This is a genomic window from Aeribacillus sp. FSL K6-8394 (assembly GCF_038008865.1).
GTDB classification, from domain to species: Bacteria; Bacillota; Bacilli; order Bacillales; family Aeribacillaceae; genus Aeribacillus; species Aeribacillus composti.
Genome location: NZ_JBBPAA010000002.1, coordinates 766,908 through 786,543, shown reverse-complemented (window position 1 = coordinate 786,543; position 19,636 = coordinate 766,908). Strand labels below are relative to the sequence as shown.

General features: G+C 39.0%; 19 protein-coding genes. 1 reads left to right on the top strand and 18 read right to left on the bottom strand.

The window, feature by feature from the left end:
- Positions 1-116: 116 nt before the first annotated feature.
- From NSR00_RS16125 to NSR00_RS16115, 3 genes are read right to left on the bottom strand one after another with little or no spacing between them, the layout of a single operon-like run.
- A complete protein-coding gene (locus tag NSR00_RS16125; protein ID WP_063387095.1) occupies positions 117-425 on the bottom strand; it encodes a YunC family protein in 309 nt (102 codons plus the stop codon).
- Positions 426-482: 57 nt separating this feature from the next.
- Positions 483-1,892, bottom strand: a complete 1,410-nt coding sequence (locus NSR00_RS16120; protein ID WP_340789785.1) for a bifunctional metallophosphatase/5'-nucleotidase — start codon at positions 1,890-1,892, stop codon at positions 483-485.
- Positions 1,885-2,775, bottom strand: coding sequence for a DUF72 domain-containing protein (locus tag NSR00_RS16115; protein ID WP_340789784.1), 891 nt, complete (start codon positions 2,773-2,775; stop codon positions 1,885-1,887). Before NSR00_RS16115 ends, NSR00_RS16120 begins: the two co-directional genes overlap by 8 nt.
- A 472-nt stretch (positions 2,776-3,247) precedes the next feature.
- Here NSR00_RS16115 and NSR00_RS16110 point away from each other — a divergent pair, with 472 nt between their 5' ends.
- On the top strand, positions 3,248-3,757 hold the full coding sequence (locus NSR00_RS16110) for an SMI1/KNR4 family protein (protein WP_162877020.1): 510 nt from the start codon (positions 3,248-3,250) through the stop codon (positions 3,755-3,757).
- An 862-nt stretch (positions 3,758-4,619) separates the two neighbouring features.
- Here the strand turns inward: NSR00_RS16110 and sufB are convergent.
- The 15 genes from sufB to NSR00_RS16035 form a co-directional block, all read right to left on the bottom strand.
- The gene (gene sufB / locus NSR00_RS16105) at positions 4,620-6,017 is read right to left on the bottom strand and encodes a Fe-S cluster assembly protein SufB (RefSeq protein WP_063386926.1); all 1,398 of its coding nucleotides are present in this window, start codon (positions 6,015-6,017) and stop codon (positions 4,620-4,622) included.
- A 31-nt stretch (positions 6,018-6,048) separates the two neighbouring features.
- Positions 6,049-6,483 carry a Fe-S cluster assembly sulfur transfer protein SufU gene (gene sufU / locus NSR00_RS16100; protein WP_063386927.1) on the bottom strand — a complete coding sequence of 145 codons (435 nt, stop codon included), beginning with the start codon at positions 6,481-6,483 and terminating at the stop codon, positions 6,049-6,051.
- Positions 6,473-7,693, bottom strand: coding sequence for a cysteine desulfurase (locus NSR00_RS16095; protein WP_340789781.1), 1,221 nt, complete (start codon positions 7,691-7,693; stop codon positions 6,473-6,475). The genes sufU and NSR00_RS16095 overlap by 11 nt, the downstream gene beginning before the upstream one ends.
- The gene (gene sufD / locus NSR00_RS16090; RefSeq protein ID WP_063386929.1) at positions 7,693-9,003 is read right to left on the bottom strand and encodes a Fe-S cluster assembly protein SufD; all 1,311 of its coding nucleotides are present in this window, start codon (positions 9,001-9,003) and stop codon (positions 7,693-7,695) included. Before sufD ends, NSR00_RS16095 begins: the two co-directional genes overlap by 1 nt.
- A gap of 17 nt (positions 9,004-9,020) precedes the next feature.
- Positions 9,021-9,806: a Fe-S cluster assembly ATPase SufC gene (sufC, locus tag NSR00_RS16085; RefSeq protein WP_063386930.1), complete on the bottom strand. Its 786-nt coding sequence runs from the start codon at positions 9,804-9,806 to the stop codon at positions 9,021-9,023.
- Between the two features lie 1,033 nt (positions 9,807-10,839).
- Positions 10,840-11,685 carry a MetQ/NlpA family ABC transporter substrate-binding protein gene (locus NSR00_RS16080; protein ID WP_340789779.1) on the bottom strand — a complete coding sequence of 282 codons (846 nt, stop codon included), beginning with the start codon at positions 11,683-11,685 and terminating at the stop codon, positions 10,840-10,842.
- An 18-nt stretch (positions 11,686-11,703) separates the two neighbouring features.
- Positions 11,704-12,372 (bottom strand): methionine ABC transporter permease, encoded by a 669-nt coding sequence (locus NSR00_RS16075; RefSeq protein ID WP_066249196.1) that lies wholly within the window; start codon positions 12,370-12,372, stop codon positions 11,704-11,706.
- Positions 12,365-13,390, bottom strand: coding sequence for a methionine ABC transporter ATP-binding protein (locus tag NSR00_RS16070; protein ID WP_063386934.1), 1,026 nt, complete (start codon positions 13,388-13,390; stop codon positions 12,365-12,367). The genes NSR00_RS16075 and NSR00_RS16070 overlap by 8 nt, the downstream gene beginning before the upstream one ends.
- A gap of 263 nt (positions 13,391-13,653) precedes the next feature.
- Positions 13,654-13,968: an SCP2 sterol-binding domain-containing protein gene (locus NSR00_RS16065; RefSeq protein WP_340789778.1), complete on the bottom strand. Its 315-nt coding sequence runs from the start codon at positions 13,966-13,968 to the stop codon at positions 13,654-13,656.
- A 114-nt stretch (positions 13,969-14,082) separates the two neighbouring features.
- Positions 14,083-14,394 (bottom strand): thioredoxin family protein, encoded by a 312-nt coding sequence (locus NSR00_RS16060; protein ID WP_340789777.1) that lies wholly within the window; start codon positions 14,392-14,394, stop codon positions 14,083-14,085.
- A gap of 16 nt (positions 14,395-14,410) precedes the next feature.
- Entirely contained in the window at positions 14,411-14,761 is a 351-nt protein-coding gene (locus tag NSR00_RS16055) for a toprim domain-containing protein (protein ID WP_063386937.1), read from the bottom strand.
- A gap of 788 nt (positions 14,762-15,549) precedes the next feature.
- The gene (gene gcvH, locus NSR00_RS16050; protein ID WP_063386938.1) at positions 15,550-15,933 is read right to left on the bottom strand and encodes a glycine cleavage system protein GcvH; all 384 of its coding nucleotides are present in this window, start codon (positions 15,931-15,933) and stop codon (positions 15,550-15,552) included.
- Between the two features lie 63 nt (positions 15,934-15,996).
- Entirely contained in the window at positions 15,997-16,356 is a 360-nt protein-coding gene (locus NSR00_RS16045; RefSeq protein ID WP_066249190.1) for an arsenate reductase family protein, read from the bottom strand.
- Between the two features lie 219 nt (positions 16,357-16,575).
- The gene (locus NSR00_RS16040; RefSeq protein WP_340789885.1) at positions 16,576-18,315 is read right to left on the bottom strand and encodes an acyl-CoA dehydrogenase family protein; all 1,740 of its coding nucleotides are present in this window, start codon (positions 18,313-18,315) and stop codon (positions 16,576-16,578) included.
- 133 nt (positions 18,316-18,448) lie between these two features.
- Entirely contained in the window at positions 18,449-19,624 is a 1,176-nt protein-coding gene (locus NSR00_RS16035; RefSeq protein WP_063386940.1) for an acetyl-CoA C-acetyltransferase, read from the bottom strand.
- Between the last annotated feature and the right edge of the window lie 12 nt (positions 19,625-19,636).

Here is a 19,636-nt window from a genome sequence, read left to right as displayed (position 1 = left end):
CCATTAAGGAATACATCTTATTTAAATTCATAGATGGTACGTTTTGGAAACTTCTTTCATCTGTACACTATAGATGAGCAATAATCATTCTTTTATAAAAAGATAATGGTTGTTTTTTATTTTTCTACCATTTTCAATAGTGCTTCTTTGCCTGTCATCCCTGCCTTAATGCCAATTGCCTCCGCTTCTGTTGTGACTGATTCCAATGGGGCTTCAAGAAGCTGCTCAATTGTCCTCACTCCGACAGCGCGGCCGGCAATAATTTTTCTCTCTTTTAATTTTTCATTCAATAAGGCTACATCAAGCGCACCGCACATAATATAACCTTTTTCGGCTGTAACAGCCATGAAATTCGTTTTTGGCAGCTGAATGGTAATGGCGGTAAATTGATGATCACCAATTTTAACCGGCGATACAGATACCATAAAATACCCTCCTTCCCTACTTCACTTTATGAAAGGAAAGGAGATGTTGACAAAAATTTATTGATGGATTTGCAGGAACTGTTTCGATAATTTCCAAGCAAGTACATCTCTTAGCAATTCAGGCATGAAGTATATTTTATTCTTTACACGGCTTAATTGCGGATATAATGGACCTAATGTAAACATATCAATAGTTGCCACTGCATACACATGATTTTGATCAAGATGTTTTCCATTTACAAAGATCTTTTTCACATGTTCCTTGCCATCTTCCAACGTTTCCATGACCGTTTCAATGCCGTCAAAAACCATACGCCCCATTACTTTGCCTCTGAAGCCTAATCCTTTAAGCTTCAATTGCTCCATTTCTTTTGTCCGTGCTTGTAAAATAACTTCTTTTAATTGATCGCCTTGAACCATGATTTTACAAGGATTAATCGGATGAGGACAAATCCGGTGCATATCGCCTTTTGTGACGAGTCCTTTCGGAAGCGATTCAAGCAATACTCCGGCATTCACCATGGAAACTTCCCCATCGCACCATTCTTTTAAAGCGGAAGCCAACAGCTTTGCAAATGGTGAATCTGAAAACCAATCAATCCGTAATTCTTCTTTTAATTCCACAACAACTTCGTTAAGTTTTTGAGCACTTTCAGCTTTTTTTTGATCAAGCCACTTTATGGTAAAAACATCTTCTTTTTCAATCGTTTTCGTTTCAATAATCTCCGCTTTTTTATTTACCAGCTTCTTTTGAGCAGAGTCGATCTTAAGTTCAATATGTCCAAGCCACTGTCCAAACTTTCCTGCTCCCGCCAAAAGCGTATTGCCTACAAGCTTTCCACGATCAAGCACATGATGTGTATGGGCTCCTAATATAACATCGATATCAGGAAATTGTTGAGCAATCCATTCATCATCGGATATTCCAAGGTGTGATAAAAGAATGATAACATCTGCTTTGCCCCGGATTTCCTCCAATGTTTCTTTTATATTTGCCATCGGTTCTGTTATCATCCACCCTAACTGACGGTAAAATTGCTCAAAGCAAACCGTTACGCCTAAAATACCGATTCGGACTCCATTTTGTAAACGTTTAATCACATAAGGCTTTGCCCATTTTGGTCTAGTACCGTCTAAGTAAAATAAATTAGACACAATGACAGGGAATTGTGCATGATTATACAGCCGATCCAATGCTTCAAAAGGAAGAGTAATTCCTTCATTATTTCCAATCGTTATTGCATCTGGAGTTAAATGATTCAGCAGCTCAACATTTGCGACTCCCCCGGTCGCTTCAGTAATTGGATGAAAGCGATCGACGTGATCGCCGATATCGAATAAAAAAACAGTTTCGTTTTTACTTTTATGAATATGTTTTTTTGTTTTTAGATAATGAACGATTTTCGGCCAATTTTCAAAATGACTGTGCAGATCATTCGTATGATATATATGAACCGTCTCAATCAAAGTCGCTCTCTCCTTCAGTCGGATACTTTTCAAAACACTCAAATAAATCTAGCTGCCTTGGCGCTAAATCATGATATGTAATTCCTAACTTTTTCATCAGTTCTTTTCCATTGTCCGCCGCGTCTTTGCCCGAGTTGTTGTTGAAAATGAGATAGAGATCTTTAGTTTGCTTTTTCAGCATTTTTATGTGTCCTTTCCATTCATCAAGCTCTTGTTCATTATATCTATATAAATATCGTACTTCACGCCAATTCCCTTCTTTTGGCCTCAGCCATCCATGAACATTTCGTCCATGAAATCTTACCAAGGTCTTTTCTCTATTCGTGCAATATAATACGGTCGGAACTGAATTTTCCCCTGCCTGCGGCTCATCACAAATGGTGTGAATCCACCCTTCCTTCTCCATGAATTGAAGCGTTTTTTCATAATATGTAGGAAGGAACCAGGAGCGGTGGCGAAATTCTAGTGCACAAGGGGCATCCTTCATTTGCTCTTTGCACCATCGCAAGAAATCAACATTTTCTCTTTTGCAGTGAAACCAAGGGGGAAATTGAAAAAGAACCATTGCCAATTTATTCGCTTCTTGAAAGGGCTGAAGCATTTTATAAAAAGCAGCGAACATTTCTGAGCGGCTTTCGAAAGATCCTAAGCCTGTTTCGTGTCCAGTCATTCCTTTATACGCCTTTACAATGAATTGGAAATTTTCGGGCGTCTCGTTCACCCATTTTCGAACGTTTTTCTCAGGCTGTATCGAATAAAAAGTGGAATCGACCTCAACAACAGGAAAATGTCCTGCATAAATCGTTAATTTGTCATTCGATGATGTCCCGGATGGATAGAGAGAATCATGATCTCCCCAACCTGTCAAGCCTATGTAAATCATTTCTTACTCCTATCAATGTAGTCTTTATATACTCATCATAATACAGCATCGAAAAAGATTCACGATTTAAGCACTTTTTTGTTATAAAAGGCTGGCAGTATTTTTGGACATTGTATTTATAACAACAATAAAAATAAAGAGTTTTGCAACAAAAAAGTTCAAATATCTCATCCTGTACAGTTGCTGATCGAAGAAACAGGTAAAGTAAAGATGTTATAAGGATCTATGATCAGGAAATAATTCACAGATTCATCATTTACAACTTGAAAAAGCTGATGCCGCCAATTGGACTACTTCAGATAGAAAAAATTACAGAAAATGGTATAATAAACATATAAGAGCACAGTTTGGCCAAATGATAAAATACACCGTATTCTACAATTTTAGTAACCTCATACAACTGTAAAAGGATTTCCACAGAAAGATTGTTAGTCCTTGCTGGATGAATGATAAAAGGAGTGATAGCCACAACATGTCAGTACGAATCAAAATGACTTTAGATGCTTTGAATAAAAGACTAGATGAAAAGAATATGCTGGTTGTTCAAAATGAAGAAGGATTTTTAGGAAAACTACAATTTCGTTTCAATCCCCCTGCAACAGAAGAAGAAATCAAGAAGCTGCCTTTTAATATTCCTAGTGACTATGAAGACTTTCTGAAAATATGTAATGGTGCTACATTATTTGATGATCCTGAAAACGGAGGTGGACTGCAATTATTATCTGTCGAAGAGATACTAGAGGATTATCAATATATTGATTATCCTCCAGATTGGTTTCCTATTGGATATGGCTACGATGGCTGCCGGCTCATTATAGCTTTAGCTCCCGAAAGAAAAGGATATCTTTATTGGCTTGACAACGGCGGAAGTTTGGACGATCCGTTTGGGTTTCTAAACCTGACTTTTGAAAAATGGTTTGATTACTTTATAGTAGCCCAAGGTAGTAAGTTTTGGGAATGGACATGGGATTTTAATAGGTAAATTATCGCTTAGGGCTAAATATATTTTGATCGTATAAATGAGTCTGCTTCTTCTTTATGAAAGGATCTCATTAAAAAGGATGAGGCTTCAGAAAATGACGCGCAATACATATTGAGGTGGTCTGTGTTGAAGATCGTGAAAGAAGCCGTGATTGTTTCTCTTGCACTCCATAATTATATATTTTAGGAACAGTTAAATTTGGCCAACATCTTATACTCCTAATATGATGAATTTTTATCAGGAGATGAAATTACTGCAAATAATATAGCATTTGGTTTTATCAATCCATTATTTTTCTTGTTATCTTTTATTCTCCTTGCAGTAATTTGCGGCTCGGTTTTATTTTTGTATGAGAAGATGTTCAAGCCTCATAGAAAAACGTAAGCCATCATTTATGGTGTTCTAGAGGAGAGGGGCAAGCGAAATTTTAAAGCTTTCTGATGCTTCTTTCTCTCAGCCACTATTGGCATTGGGGAAAAGCTGTTATGCAATAATAGTCCGGTGAGTGACGTTTCCTGCTTGTGACCGCCACAGAAGTGTGCAAACATGCAAACTCCTTGTTCTTTCTTTACATGATGCTCTCCTTTAGCTGGAGCAAAAGATTAAGATACTAAAGCATAAAAATACCGCTGACACATATCTCCATGTGACTAAAAAAATCGAGGATGAAGCACTGGAGTTGTATTAACGGTATACAAACATGAATATCTAATTTTTGTGGGTGAATTGTGGGACTGTCCTCAAATCCCCATTGAAAACAAAAAATTATAAACACCGATATATCAACGTTTCTAAAACATTCATGGGGGCGTCAATAAGCCGTAAAAACGACTTATTAGACACCCCCTTAGTATTATAAGGATTATCCAATACTTCCTTCCATTTCAAACTTGATGAGTCGGTTCATTTCAACGGCGTATTCCATTGGCAGCTCTTTTGTGAATGGTTCAATGAATCCCATAACGATCATTTCGGTTGCTTCCTCTTCAGAAATGCCGCGGCTCATGAGATAAAATAGCTGCTCTTCAGATACCTTCGATACTTTTGCTTCATGTTCCAAAGATATATTATCGTTTAGGATTTCATTATATGGAATCGTGTCGGAAGTTGATTGGTTATCCATGATTAATGTGTCGCATTCAATGTTTGCACGTGCTCCATCTGCTTTCCGACCAAAATGGACAATACCTCGGTACGTTACTTTTCCACCTTGTTTCGAGATCGATTTCGAAACAATCGTAGATGAAGTATTCGGCGCTAAATGAAGCATTTTCGCTCCTGCATCTTGATGTTGACCTTTACCGGCAAGGGCAATGGACAATGTCATGCCCCGTGCACCTTCACCTTTCAATACGACTGCAGGATATTTCATAGTTAATTTCGAACCGATGTTTCCGTCAATCCATTCCATTGTTGCATTTTCTTCACAAACCGCACGTTTCGTTACTAAGTTATACACATTGTTTGCCCAGTTTTGAATCGTTGTATAGCGGCAATAGGCTCCCTTTTTCACAATGATTTCTACAACAGCACTGTGCAGCGAGTTAGTTGTGTAGACAGGCGCCGTACATCCTTCAACATAATGAACGTGGGCACCTTCATCAACTATAATTAACGTACGTTCAAATTGTCCCATGTTTTCTGAATTAATTCGGAAATATGCTTGCAAAGGCGTATCAACTTTTACTCCAGGCGGAACGTAAATAAATGAACCCCCTGACCAAACTGCAGAGTTTAAAGCGGCAAATTTGTTATCAGTCGGCGGAACGACCGTCGCCCAATATTTTTTAAAGATGTCCTCGTTTTCTTTTAAGGCGCTGTCTGTATCTTTAAAAATGATACCCATTTTTTCAAGGTCTTCTTTCATATTGTGATACACAACTTCTGATTCGTATTGGGCAGAAACACCTGCTAAATATTTTTGTTCCGCTTCAGGAATTCCGAGCTTATCAAAAGTGCGTTTAATTTCTTCTGGAACTTCATCCCAAGAACGTCCTGAGTGTTCAGAAGGTTTTACGTAATAAGTAATTTCATCGAAATCTAAAGCAGACAAATCGCCGCCCCATTGAGGCATTGGCATTTTATAAAAATGGTCTAAAGCTTTCAAGCGGAATTGCAGCATCCACTCAGGCTCATTTTTCATTTTCGAAATTTGTTCAACAATTTCTCTTGTCAATCCGCGTTCTGCTCGGTATATAGAAACGTCTTTATCGACAAAGCCATACTTATAATCGCCTATTTCAGGCATTTTTTTCGCCATACTTTCTCACTCCAATCTAATTTAAATTTTATCACTCGACTTCAGATCGCACACCTTTTTCCATCGCTTTCCAGGCAAGCGTTGCACATTTGATTCGAGCTGGAAATTTTGAAACGCCTTGCAATGCTTCAATATCTCCTAAATCAATATCATCATCGTATTCCTTGCCTTGCATCATATCGGAGAAGATTTTAGAAAGCTTAAGAGCATTTTCAATCGTTTGTCCTTTGATCGCTTCGGTCATCATGGATGCCGATGACATCGAAATGGAGCAGCCTTCCCCTTCAAACTTCGCATCGATGACTTTTCCATCTTCAATTTTCATTGTCAAATGAATTCTATCACCGCAGGTTGGATTGTTCATGTCAACCGTAACGCTGTCTTGAAGAGAGCCTTTATTTCTAGGATTTTTATAGTGATCCATAATGACTTGACGATACAATGTGTCAAGATTATCAAATGACATTGCCGAAATACTCCTTTGTTTTTTGAATTGCGCGAACGAATAAATCAATTTCTTCTTCAGTATTATATAGATAAAAGCTCGCCCGTGCTGTCGCTGATACTTCTAAGCATTTCATCAATGGCTGGGCGCAATGGTGCCCGGCTCGGATCGCAATACCTTCCGCATCCAGAACAGTTGCCACATCGTGAGGATGAATGCCTTCGAGGTTGAAGGTAACGAGCCCAGCCCGTTCTTTCGGTCCGTAAATTGTCATGCCTTCAATATTTGAGCATTGCTCCAATGCATATTGGGCAAGTCTATGTTCATGATTGAAAATATTCTCAAGTCCAATTTCTTCTAAAAAGTCAATTGCTGCGGCTAATCCAACTGCTCCGGCAATAATTGGTGTACCAGCTTCAAATTTCCATGGGAGCTCCTTCCATGTAGATTCATATAAACCGACAAAATCAATCATCTCTCCGCCGGTTTCAACCGGTTCCATATTTTCGAGCAGCTCTTTTTTTCCGTATAGAACACCGATTCCTGTCGGAGCACACATTTTATGTCCCGAGAAAGCAAGAAAATCACAATTTAAATCTTGAACATCAATTTTCATATGTGGTGCTCCTTGAGCAGCATCTACGACAAGAACAGCTCCATTTTGATGAGCAATTTCGCCTATTTCTTTTACTGGATTGATCGTGCCAAGAACATTGGATACGAGCGCAATCGAAACAATTTTCGTATTGGCTGTAATCATATTTCGAACATCACTTAAAGAGATAGTTCCGTCTTCTTTTAGTGGTATATATTTTAACGTAGCTCCTGTTTCTTTTGCAACTTGCTGCCATGGAATTAAATTGGCATGATGCTCCATGTACGTAATGACAATTTCATCGCCTTCATGTAAATTGGCCTTTCCATAGCTCTGTGCCACCATATTTAGTCCTGTTGTTGTTCCCCGTGTAAAAATAATTTCCTGGACGGATTTTGCGTTAATAAATTGACGAACTCTTTCCCGTGAACCTTCATAGGCATCTGTAGCTTTTGTACCAAGTGTATGAACACCGCGATGCACATTTGAATTGTACTCGCGGTAGTATTTTGTGATTGCATCAATGACGACATTTGGCTTTTGCGATGTTGCAGCATTATCCAAATAAACTAAATCGCGGCCGTTGACCTTTTGACTAAGGATCGGGAACTGTTTGCGAATTTCTTTAATATCCATTACCGAACTTTCCTTTCAATAACCTCTGTCAATTGGTTTTTTACACTTTCAATCGGCATTTGTCTTACAACAGGATCTAAAAATCCATGAATAATTAATCGCTCAGCCTCCGATTTTGAAATTCCTCTGCTCATTAAATAATAGAGCTGAATCGGGTCAACACGCCCCACAGATGCGGCATGGCCGGCGACAACATCATCTTCATCAATGAGCAAAATCGGATTTGCGTCTCCTCTTGCCTTTTCACTTAACATTAAAACGCGGGATTCCTGCTCAGCATTTGATTTCGATGCACCGTGCTCAATTTTGCCGATGCCGTTAAAAATGGACGTCGCACTGTCTTTCATAACACCATGTTTTAAAATGTTGCCTTCGGTATGTTTGCCAAAGTGAACGACCTTCGTCGTAAAGTTTTGAATTTGGCTTCCTCTCCCAACAACAACTGTTTTTGTATCGCCTATAGAACCGTCTCCGACAAGATTTGTTGTGTTTTCAGAAATCGTATTGCCGTCATTCATTAATCCTAATGCCCAAAGAATTTTTGCATCGCGTCCAGCAACCCCGCGGCGGTTCACATATGTTGTGATGTTTTCAGTCAGATTGTCAACCGCACCGTAGGAAACTTTCGCATTAGTATTGGCGATAACTTCGGTAATTAAATTAAACACAGCACCCTCTGTTTCGGTGGTCGAGATGTAGTTTTCGACATACGTAACAGAACTATTATCATCCGCAACGATGATCACATGATTAAACAAATTGGCTTCAGGGTTTTCATGTATAAAAACCGCCTGAAGAGGCTTTTCCACTTCTACATTTTTCGGCACATACACAAAGACCCCGCCGTTTAAATAGGCTGCGTGCAAAGCTGTCAGCCGATGTTCATCAATTTTTACTCCATCTTTCATAAAATATTGCTTAAGCAAGTCTCCGTGTTCCTTCGCAGCCGTGTGAATGTCAGTAAAAATAACTCCTTTTTCTTTCAAATCTTCAGAGACTGTCAAAAAAGCAGGTGTATTGTCACGTTGTATATAAAGATTTTTATGTTCTTCATCTGCCTCAATAAGCGTTTTTACTTCTTCCGGCAGCTCATCAAGAGAAGATAGAGTGCTGCTGGAAACGACATGTTTAGAAAACTGAGAGAAATTCCATTTGTCGATTTTTGTTTTATCCGGCTTTGGCAATGGAAGCTCTTCAGCTTTTGCAAGAGCAAGCAAGCGAAGATCTTTCAGCCAGTCCGGTTCACCTAACTGTTTGGAGAAATTTTCTATATATTTCTGGTCAAACGGTAGTTTCGTTTCTACAGTCATTTTGATCCTCCTAACGCTTACGCTTCTTGCCCTACTGTTTCGTCTTCGATGCCTAATTCCTTTTTAATCCAGTCATATCCTTCTGCTTCAAGACGCTGAGCTAGTTCTGCTCCGCCGGATTTCACGATTCTTCCTTGCATCATAACATGAACAAAATCTGGTGTAATATAGTTTAACAGACGTTGATAGTGTGTAATAATCAGGCAGCCAAACTCAGGGCTCCGCATTTCGTTGATACCTTTGGAAACAATTTTCAACGCATCAATATCTAAGCCTGAATCAATTTCGTCCAAGATGGCAATCTTAGGCTCAAGCATCATTAATTGAAGTATTTCATTCCGTTTTTTCTCACCGCCCGAGAATCCTTCATTTAAATATCGCTGCGCCATCCCTTGATCCATTTCAAGAAATTCCATTTTTTCATCCATTTTGCGAATAAATTTCATTAAAGAAATTTCGTTGCCTTCGCCTCGGCGGGCGTTGATAGCTGAACGCAAGAAATCAGCATTTGTGACTCCGCTGATCTCACTTGGATATTGCATGGCAAGAAAAAGTCCTGCACGCGCACGCTCATCTACTTCCATCTCAAGCACATCTTGTCCGTCGAGAGTTATGGATCCTTGTGTCACTTCATATTTTGGATGTCCCATGATCGCGGAGGAAAGAGTTGATTTTCCTGTTCCGTTCGGCCCCATGATCGCATGAATTTCCCCGCCTTTTATTTCAAGGTTCACACCTTTTAAAATTTCTTTCCCTTCTACGGAAACATGCAAATCTTTAATCGTTAATGTAGATCCTGACATAACCAATACCTCCATTAATCTATAGGTCAAATATTAATATCATTCTCAATTTATTCTCATTATTATTTTATAACAAATTAAAAGTGAATACAACCTTTTAATATTTCACAACATTATTCATATTACCAAATTTTTAGGAACAAAGTATATAGTCATCTTAGTATCATTCAAACAAACTTGTTGTATGTATTCAATAAAAAGAAAAACCAGTCTTTGCCGACTGGCTGATTTAGTTTAGCGTAGACAAAAACAATTTCCCTTTCAGATTAGCTGTTACAATTTGGCTACTGCGGTAATTTCGTTCTCTTTTTCTTTCAACCTTCATTCGCTTCTTATGTGTTCTCCTATATTCGTTATATCCCATTCCGTGAAATTGATGCATTGCTTTTTCCATTTCAGACGTAAATTTAATGTCTATCATTTCTTGGTTTAAATAAATAATGAACCAATCCTTTCATTTTTTATACAATTTAATGTTAGCAATGATTACAGCTTGCAAGCAACCTGCTGTATCGCTGATTAAAACAGCTTAAAACCCATTTTAAGCCAATGAGAAAGGATTAAAGGTTCAATCTTACAAATGCTCCAAAATACTGAAAATTACATCTTTATTTGTTTTTCATGCAAAACATTCCGTTCTAAATGCGGCCGCTAAGCTCATCACAAGTCCTTCTTCGAAAGCTGGTGCAAATCCTGCTGCTTCATATATTTCCTTTCGGCTGCATTCCCGCTGGAGAGAAAAAAATACAATATTCATCTTGCATTTGACACTGATCGTTCATGCTATTGATAGCTCAACCTTTTTGAAACAAGCAATTGTAAAATTATGTTGAGTAAATGCCCCATTCCCTTTCTTATGTTCTGCTGAAGCGCTTAATTGAAATGAACAGCACTTTCTATTTGCTTTTTTGGCGGCATAAATTTCACCTAAGTTCGTACGTTTTTTCTTAAATGAAATTTTGTCCAAACAATACCAGCTCAGCTTGATCCAAAAAAAGAAGCTGTGCGTAAATATGCACAGCTTCCCAATTGATTATTCAGCAGGAATAACGGAGCCTTGATAATTTGTTTGAATAAATTCTTTCATTTCATCTGATTGTAATACTTCTACAAGAGCTTTAATTTTTTCAGAGTCTTTATCTTCACTGCGGACAGCAATGACGTTTACATACGGATTGTCTTTTGGCGATTCAAGAGCAATGGCATCTTTTGATGGGTCAAGTCCTGCATCCAGAGCAAAGTTCCCGTTAATTAATACAGCGTCGCCTTCATTGTTTTCATAAGCTTTCGTCAACATTGGCGCTTCGATGTCTGTTTTGAATTTCAAATTCTTTTTGTTTTCTGCTATGTCATCAACTGTCGCTTTCGTTTTATCAACGCCATCTTTCAGCTTAATTAAACCTTTTTCCTCCAGCATTGACAGCATGCGTCCATGGTCAGCAACTGAGTTACTCATGATAATAGTAGCTCCATTCGGAAGCTCCTCTAAAGATTTATATTTTTTTGAATATACGCCAATTGGCTCAATATGAATTCCGCCGGCATTGACAAAATCATATCCATGTTCTTGTTTCTGTGCTTCAAGGTAAGGGATATGCTGGAAGTAGTTTGCATCAATATCCTTTTCCGCTAAAGCTTTATTCGGCAATACATAATCAGTGAATTCTTCAATTTCCAATTTATATCCTTTTTTCTCAAGAAGCGGTTTTGCTTCCTCTAAAATTTCTGCATGTGGAACAGGAGATGCGCCAACTTTAATTACTTCATTTTTCTCATTGTCAGAGCCGCCGGAGCTGCCTCCCTGATTACTTCCACCTCCGCAAGCAGAAGCAAATATCATCGTCGCACCTAAAACAGTTGCTAAAAGCCATTTTTTCATATTATTCTCCTCCTTCGTTTAACGCTTATCAATTGCTCTTGTAATCATATCGCCGATCAATTGGATGATAAATACAATAATCAATATGAGTACAGTTGCAACAAATGTTACATCACTATGATTACGCTGAAATCCTTCTAAATAGGCAAGGTTTCCAAGACCACCGGCACCAATGGCGCCTGCCATGGCTGTATAACCTACCAACGCAATTGCTGTGACAGTTATTCCTGAAACTAAAGCAGGCATCGATTCTGGAAGCAGTACCTTGAAAATAATTGTGCTCATTGTAGCTCCCATCGATTTTGCAGCTTCAATCACCCCCTTGTCAACTTCCCTCAGTGCAATTTCCACCATCCTTCCATAAAAAGGCGCAGCACCAATGATGAGTGCAGGAAGTGCAGCATTAGCACCTAAAATGGTACCAACGATTGCTTTTGTAAAAGGAAGCAGCAAAATGATCAAAATAATGAAGGGAATTGAACGGAATACATTGACAACTGCTGCAACAAACGAGTGGATAAACCGATTTTCCCACATGTTCCCCTTTGACGTTAAAAACAATAAAAGACCTAAAATAATTCCGAGAAAAAATGTAGCAAATACAGAAACAGCTGTCATATAAACCGTTTCATAAGTTGCATCAATGACTTTGTCCCATTTTACATTTGGCAACAATGTCTCAAACATTCGCAATCACCTCCAGCTCCACTTGTTGATTGCGAATAAATTCAATGGCTTGTTCAACTGTAGTTTCATCTCCATCAAAATGGATGATTAACGTCCCGTAGGATCCACTTTGAGTTTGTGAAATTTTCCCTTGTAAAATATTAACCTCTACATCGAACTCTTTAATGATTTTTGAAATCATAGGCTGCTCCGCTCTGTCTCCTACAAAGGTAAGTTTGACAACCTTTCCATGCTTGTACTTTTCAAGCAGGTAATCAATCGTTTCCATTGTTTCATCAGGTTCTGTAACTTGTTTAACAAATCGTTTTGTAATGTTAGCCTTCGGATTTCGGAAAACCGTCAACACATCACCATGTTCAACAATCTTCCCGTTTTCCATCACAGCCACTCTATGACAAATTTTTCGAATTACATGCATTTCATGGGTGATCAAAACAATCGTTAAACCTAATCGCTTGTTAATATCTACAAGCAAATCTAGGATGGAATCAGTCGTTTGAGGGTCTAAAGCAGAAGTCGCCTCATCGCACAAAAGAACTTTCGGATTGTTCGCAAGAGCTCTTGCAATGCCGACTCTTTGTTTTTGTCCTCCGCTCAATTGCGAGGGATATGCATCTTCTTTTCCTTCTAAACCTACTAGTTTAATAAGTTCATCAACTCTTTTGAGCCGATCGCTTTTCTTCATGCCGGCAATTTCTAATGGAAAAGCGATGTTCTCCCGCACTGTTCTTGACCACAATAGATTAAAATGCTGAAAGATCATACTAATCTCTTTTCTGGCGGATCTCAGTTCTTTTCCTTTAATTTGGTCTATTCTTTTTCCCGCCACTTCAACTGTCCCATTTGTCGGCTTTTCAAGACCATTTAACAAGCGTATTAATGTACTCTTCCCAGCACCGCTGTATCCGATGATCCCAAAAATTTCTCCGCTCTGGATTTGAAGATCAACTTGATCGACAGCTTTTACTTGGCTATGATTCGTATGATAAATTTTTGTAACACCGTTGAGAGAAATCATGTTTACACCTTCTTTCACACATGCAGCAGCTTCGGTTTAATACTAAAAGCCTTCCTGCACAGCTGCAGAAAGGCACGATTACATTCAATTGACCTTCCTTTTTTCAACGCAATTGTAGACAAAGCTTTATTGTACGTGTGCACCCGCTATTTTTCTATTAAAACATTATTTTAAACATACAAACTAACTGGGAGAGATTGTACCATTCAACAAACATTGTGTCAATATATTCTTTTCCGATATCTTTACTCTATTTTAACCTGTTAGGCCAATAAAGACAAGACAGATTCTAATCTTAAAATATCCCGAAATCTCCCCTCAACTTTTACTGCTTTCAATTTCATTAGTTGTTGGAGCTTTAGCTGGCCTGTAATGAGCTCTTCCATTTGCTCTTCATTTCCTATAATTTTTACATCAATGGATTCGATATTTCCATCAACTCGTCTTAATCCTTCCAAATCCAATTGATAACAATAAATGCTTTGGCCAAACTCAAAAGCAATAAACATAGGATGTGCCGGAAATAAAGGCTTTAAAAAATGATGATTATTTGCCTTTTCTAATAAAAAATCAAACATTGACAACCCCCCAGCAAATATTTTATTTTACTCATTCTTTCTAGCTTTCCTTCTTCCTGCTGGGAGTTGTCGACGCTTTCTAGAAAAAACTGACATATTTCTCAGGAAATATAATTATATGGTAGAAAAACTTTTTAACTTTTGATATAAATAGTCAATAGAATGAAACGCATATATTTTTTCGGCAATTTGTCCTTTTTCAAAGATCAATAAACATGGAACATTTTCAATTTTCCATTTTTCAGCAAATTCAGGGATATAATTCAAATCTTTCGTATATATGTTTATGGAAGGAATGATTTTTTCTACAATTTCCAGCATGCTTTTAGCTAATTTACACGTCCCGCAAAAAGGTGTATATAAAAATATAATGGTTTGCTCTTCATCGCTAATCGCATCTAATTGCTCTTTTGTTATTTCAATCATTGAACACACTCCACATTTATGATAAATATCTTGCATGTACATCAATATTTGCTCTCAGCAAAACGGCGGCAATATGCTGTTCAGGTGCGGATGCAACTTGACGGTACATTTTGTCTATATATAAATGGTTGGCTTCCGGAAGCTCCCGCTTAATTTGTTTTCTCAATTTTTCTCCTGCTTCATCCGCATCGACTAAAATATAAACATCCTTGAAAAATAAGCTTTCCGCCAATTCATCGAGCTTGGACAAGCTTAACGTGCCATTTGTACAAATAATCTCAGCAGGTTCATTAATAATTTTCTCTACTTTTTTCTTATCAGACTTTCCTTCAACAATGATAACTTTCTCAATTTCTATCAGTGCCATTGTTATCACCTGCTTATAGATGCTTTTTGATATATACTTATTCTAAATGAAGTGGTTGATTCCTTCACACAAAACACTTTGATTGTCCGCACTTTTCCATTTATAAAATCGAGTAGGAGGGGGTGACTAACCCCCGACCTCTCACACCACCGTACGTACGGTTCCGTATACGGCGGTTCAATTAAGATAATTGACGCAAGTCTTTATAACTTCCGTGAATAGCTGTTCTCTTTATGCCAGTGGTCACTCCACCCTCCAAGAGGTCTCCCACGGGATTCACCGCTTCCTCCCTCAAGTGAGGTACTACGTTTTCTGTGTTCATCATGACACACTGAATGCCAAGGGCTATTCTCTCTTAATTGTTCGGTCCTTCTTAGTTGTTCTAGACCAACTAATACTATGACCTCTGCTGACTTCTGACGGTTCAGCTACTTATCACTAAGTAGGTTATGAAGAGTACTTCACATATCCGCCAGACCTCCCCGGGTAAGAGTGTAATCTTTCCTTCCATCCATCTGCTTCATTTACTCTGTATCACCTTCGGCAGAAAGGGCTTTGTTTTGTCTTGCAAACTCACCCAGTGATACCTAGCCTCATATGAAGTTCGTGTTCCGAGAGACCTTAAAGTTTGCCGCTCGCTTCCTTCAGATTCCGCGTCACCACGGACACCCTTGCGTTAAGCTAACTGCTACTTCTGCCTTCGCAGCTCGGGACTTTCACCCTATAGATTACACCCATGCCGGGCGCACAAGGAAACCCCCTTCTCAAAGGGAGACGGGGGTTTCATATTAGTCTTCTTTTACCATTTCTTCATATTCTTCAGCTGTCATTAATTTTTCAACATCTTGAATGTCATTTGGTTCAACAACAATCATCCAAGCCTTTTCATAAGGAGATTCATTTACATATTCAGGATTGTCATCCAATTCCTCATTCACTTCAACAACTTTTCCGCTGATAGGGGCATAAAGCTCAGAAACTGTTTTCACTGATTCAACGCTTCCGAAAGGTTCGTCAGCGACTATTTCATCTCCAACTTCTGGAAGTTCAACAAATACGATGTCACCGAGTTCAGACTGCGCAAAATCAGTGATCCCAATTCTTACTTTGTCACCTTCCACCTTTACCCATTCATGCTCTTCAGAATAACGCAATTCTTTTGGTGTATTCAATGTCATTCCCTCCAATTATCATTTTTATATAAGAATTCTATTTAAATAGAATCTTTTCTAAATTTAATTTCCCCAAATCTTCTCAAATTCCTCTTCTTTAAAGCCAACGGTCACCTTTTCCCCATCGGTAACAATCGGCCGCTTAATGAGCATACCGTCTGATGCGAGCAAATCAAAGAGCTCCTCATCTGTTGCTGTTTTTACTTTTTCTTTTAAACCTAATTGACGATATTTTTGACCGCTCGTGTTAAAAAACTTTTTTAACTCCAATCCGCTCTTTTCATAAAAGGATTTTAACTCTTCTTTAGAAGGAGGATTTTCCACGATATGTATTTCACGAAAATCAATTCCGTGATCTTCCAGCCATTTTTTCGCTTTTCTGCAAGTTCCGCACTTCGGATACCAGTACATTGTTAAAGCCATTCCTTCTCACCTCCTTCATACAACACCAATAATATTTTATCATATCCGATTTGGACAAACATAATAACTTGATCAATAAATTTTTGGAGCTGTCCAGAAAGTCAAATTCCCATTGAAAACAAAAAATTATAAACACCAATATATCAACGTTTCTAAAACATTAAAAGGGGCGTCAATTAGCCGTAAAAACGACTTATTAGACACCCCTAAGTCCCGCAGTTATACTATATATTTTTCCTCTTCAATCACTCTAGCTGCAATTTGGCGTTTTTTCTTAATGACATTTACAGGGATTTGTCGCATCAATTTTTTTAGAGCAGAGAGAAGAATCCGCAAGTCGTCTCCTTCCTCGATCGCAACAATCGTTTCTTTTGCATTCGCCTCTAATTCCTGAAACGCTTCTTGCACAAACACTTGTGTATAAAGAAGCTTCTGTTTATTCTTTTCTTCTCCTGAGTTCACAATGGCCTTTTCTGTGCGCAAAATAGCGGATTCCATCGCATAAACGTTATTTACCGCATCCGCGATATTTGCAAGAATCTCTTGTTCCTGCTGCAAGGATTGGCCAAATTTTTGAGCTGCAGCACCTGCCAGCAAAAGCGTCACTCTTTTCGCTTGTTTCAACAAATATTTTTCTTGCTCCAATACGCCATCGCCGATTTCTTCCGGCATCCATGTCAACAGTTCTTTTTGAAGGCTTTGTGCTTTTTGAAGAAGAGGTAGCTCCCCTTTCATTGCTTTTTTCAAAAACATTCCCGGAACAAGCAAGCGGTTGATTTCATTCGTTCCTTCAAAAATGCGGTTAATTCTGGAGTCGCGATAGGCCCTTTCCACTTCATATTCCGCCATGTATCCGTATCCGCCATGAATTTGAACTCCTTCATCCGCTATATAATCAAGCGTTTCAGAACCGAATACTTTGTTTAATGAGCATTCGATCGCATATTCAGCAATCGATTGGGCAACAGCATTTCCATCCTTTTGCTCTTCAGGTGTTAAATAACTCATCCGGTCATCAAACAATCCAACCGTTCGATAGACTGAGCTTTCCATTGCATAAAGCTTCAGCGCCATATTGGCCAACTTTTCTTGGATTAACGGAAATTGGGCTATCGGCCGTCCAAATTGTTTCCTTTGCACCGCATATTTGACCGACAATTCGATGATGCGCTTGCAGGCTCCGATTGCCCCGACGGCTAATTTGTATCGTCCGATATTTAAAATATTGAAGGCAATTTTATGCCCTTTGCCGATTTCCCCTAAAACATTTTCTTTTGGCACTAAAACGTTGTCTAAGATCAATGTCCTTGTTGAAGAGCTTTTGATCCCCATTTTCTTTTCCTCAGGACCTGTTGAAACACCCGGAAAATCTCTTTCAACAATAAATGCTGTGAAATGTTTGCTGTCCACCTTTGCATACACGATAAAAACATCTGCAAAAGCTGAATTTGTGATCCATTGTTTTTCTCCGTTTAAAATATAATGTGTTCCTGCCTCATTTAGCTTCGCTGTAGTTTTTGCACCAAGAGCATCTGATCCTGATCCTGGTTCCGTTAATGCATATGCAGCGATTTTTTCACCGACTGCAAGGCTGGGCAAATATTTTTTCTTCTGTTCTTCATTTCCAAACAATACAATTGGAAGCGAGCCAATGCCTACATGGGCTCCAAATGTAATTGAGAAGCCCCCTGCGCGGGAAAATTGTTCTGCAATAAGAGCAGAGCTTACTTTATCAAGACCTAGTCCGGAATATTCTTCTGGAATATCTGCTGCGAGCAGACCAAGTTCGCCAGCTTGCTTCAGCAATTTCACCGAAATATCAAATTCATGGTTTTCAAGACGGTCAATAAAAGGAACAACCTCGTTCAGGACAAAATCTTCAGCTGTTTTCGCAATCATTTTATGTTCTTCTGTACAGTCTTCCGGCGTGAAGATCCGATCAAAAGGAATTTCTTCCATGATGAAGCTTCCGCCCTTTATATAGGCCTCTGTTTTGTTTGCCACCCAATATTCCCCCTTTTGGATTCATAAATAAGTTCGAAGACTCCATGTCATTTTCCATCATGTGTAGAAAACCTAACCTTTTGGTTTTTTATAGAAGCTCGAAAACTCCCGCTGCACCCATTCCGCCGCCGATACACATCGTCACCAATCCAAATTGTTCATTTCTTCTTCTCATTTCGTGGATAAGAGTTAATGTCAATTTTGCACCTGTACATCCAAGAGGATGTCCAAGAGCTATGGCACCTCCGTTTACGTTTACTTTCTCTTCGTCTAATTTGAGTTCTCTAATTACTTGAATCGCTTGTGAAGCAAATGCTTCGTTTAATTCAATGAGTCCAATATCGGAAAGTTCAAGACCCGCTAATTCAAGCGCTTTTGGCACCGCAACGACAGGGCCTATTCCCATCACTTCAGGCGGCACTCCTCCTACAGCAAAAGAACGGAATTTGGCCAGCGGCTTTAGCTGAAGCTCTTCCGCTTTTTTTCGATCCATTACCATAACGGCAGCCGCTCCGTCGCTCATTTGCGAAGAATTTCCCGCCGTTACAGATCCGTTTACTGCAAATACCGGTTTTAAAGATGAAAGAACCTCTTTTGTTGTTTCTGGTCGAACCCCTTCATCTTGGCGAAATATTGTTTTTTTCTCCTGCAGCTTGTTATTAGCATCAACTGTTCGGTTCGTGATTTCTACAGGAACGATTTCTTCAGCAAATGCTTCGTTTTGAATTGCTAAAGCTGCTTTTTGGTGGCTCCGCACAGCAAATTCATCTTGTTCCTCTCGACTGATATTGTATTTTTGTGCGACCTGCTCGGCTGTATGTCCCATGCTCATGTAATATTCAGGCGCTTCCTCGGCAAGCTTTGCATTTGGCCGCAATACATTTCCAGTCATTGGAACAAGACTCATTGATTCTGTTCCTCCTGCGATAATGACTTCCGCATGCCCAAGCATGATCCGTTCAGCTGCATAAGCAATGGCCTGCAGCCCTGAAGAACAAAACCTGTTAATGGTTATTCCCGGCACTGTATAGGGGAGCCCTGCCAGCGCCGCGATATTTCTTGCAATATTTAAGCCTTGTTCTGCCTCAGGCATAGCACAACCAATAATGACATCATCAATATGTCCGTCATAGCTTCCGGCCCGCTTCAATGTTTCCTTTACTACTAATGCTCCTAAATCATCCGGTCGTATGTTGGCTAATGCCCCTTTTTTTGCTTTTCCAACCGGTGTCCTAGCACCAGCGACAATGACAGCTTCCCTCATTTTTCTAACTCC

Coding starts and splice junctions, on each gene's coding strand:
- NSR00_RS16125 (WP_063387095.1), bottom strand. CDS start 425: ATGGTATCTGTATCGCCGGTTAAAATTGGTGATCATCAATTTACCGCC.
- NSR00_RS16115 (WP_340789784.1), bottom strand. CDS start 2,775: ATGATTTACATAGGCTTGACAGGTTGGGGAGATCATGATTCTCTCTAT.
- NSR00_RS16110 (WP_162877020.1), top strand. CDS start 3,248: ATGTCAGTACGAATCAAAATGACTTTAGATGCTTTGAATAAAAGACTA.
- sufB (WP_063386926.1), bottom strand. CDS start 6,017: ATGGCGAAAAAAATGCCTGAAATAGGCGATTATAAGTATGGCTTTGTC.
- sufU (WP_063386927.1), bottom strand. CDS start 6,483: ATGTCATTTGATAATCTTGACACATTGTATCGTCAAGTCATTATGGAT.
- NSR00_RS16095 (WP_340789781.1), bottom strand. CDS start 7,693: ATGGATATTAAAGAAATTCGCAAACAGTTCCCGATCCTTAGTCAAAAG.
- sufD (WP_063386929.1), bottom strand. CDS start 9,003: ATGACTGTAGAAACGAAACTACCGTTTGACCAGAAATATATAGAAAAT.
- sufC (WP_063386930.1), bottom strand. CDS start 9,806: ATGTCAGGATCTACATTAACGATTAAAGATTTGCATGTTTCCGTAGAA.
- NSR00_RS16080 (WP_340789779.1), bottom strand. CDS start 11,685: ATGAAAAAATGGCTTTTAGCAACTGTTTTAGGTGCGACGATGATATTT.
- NSR00_RS16075 (WP_066249196.1), bottom strand. CDS start 12,372: ATGTTTGAGACATTGTTGCCAAATGTAAAATGGGACAAAGTCATTGAT.
- NSR00_RS16070 (WP_063386934.1), bottom strand. CDS start 13,390: ATGATTTCTCTCAACGGTGTTACAAAAATTTATCATACGAATCATAGC.
- NSR00_RS16065 (WP_340789778.1), bottom strand. CDS start 13,968: ATGTTTGATTTTTTATTAGAAAAGGCAAATAATCATCATTTTTTAAAG.
- NSR00_RS16060 (WP_340789777.1), bottom strand. CDS start 14,394: ATGATTGAAATAACAAAAGAGCAATTAGATGCGATTAGCGATGAAGAG.
- NSR00_RS16055 (WP_063386937.1), bottom strand. CDS start 14,761: ATGGCACTGATAGAAATTGAGAAAGTTATCATTGTTGAAGGAAAGTCT.
- NSR00_RS16045 (WP_066249190.1), bottom strand. CDS start 16,356: ATGGCTTTAACAATGTACTGGTATCCGAAGTGCGGAACTTGCAGAAAA.
- NSR00_RS16040 (WP_340789885.1), bottom strand. CDS start 18,315: ATGGAAGAAATTCCTTTTGATCGGATCTTCACGCCGGAAGACTGTACA.
- NSR00_RS16035 (WP_063386940.1), bottom strand. CDS start 19,624: ATGAGGGAAGCTGTCATTGTCGCTGGTGCTAGGACACCGGTTGGAAAA.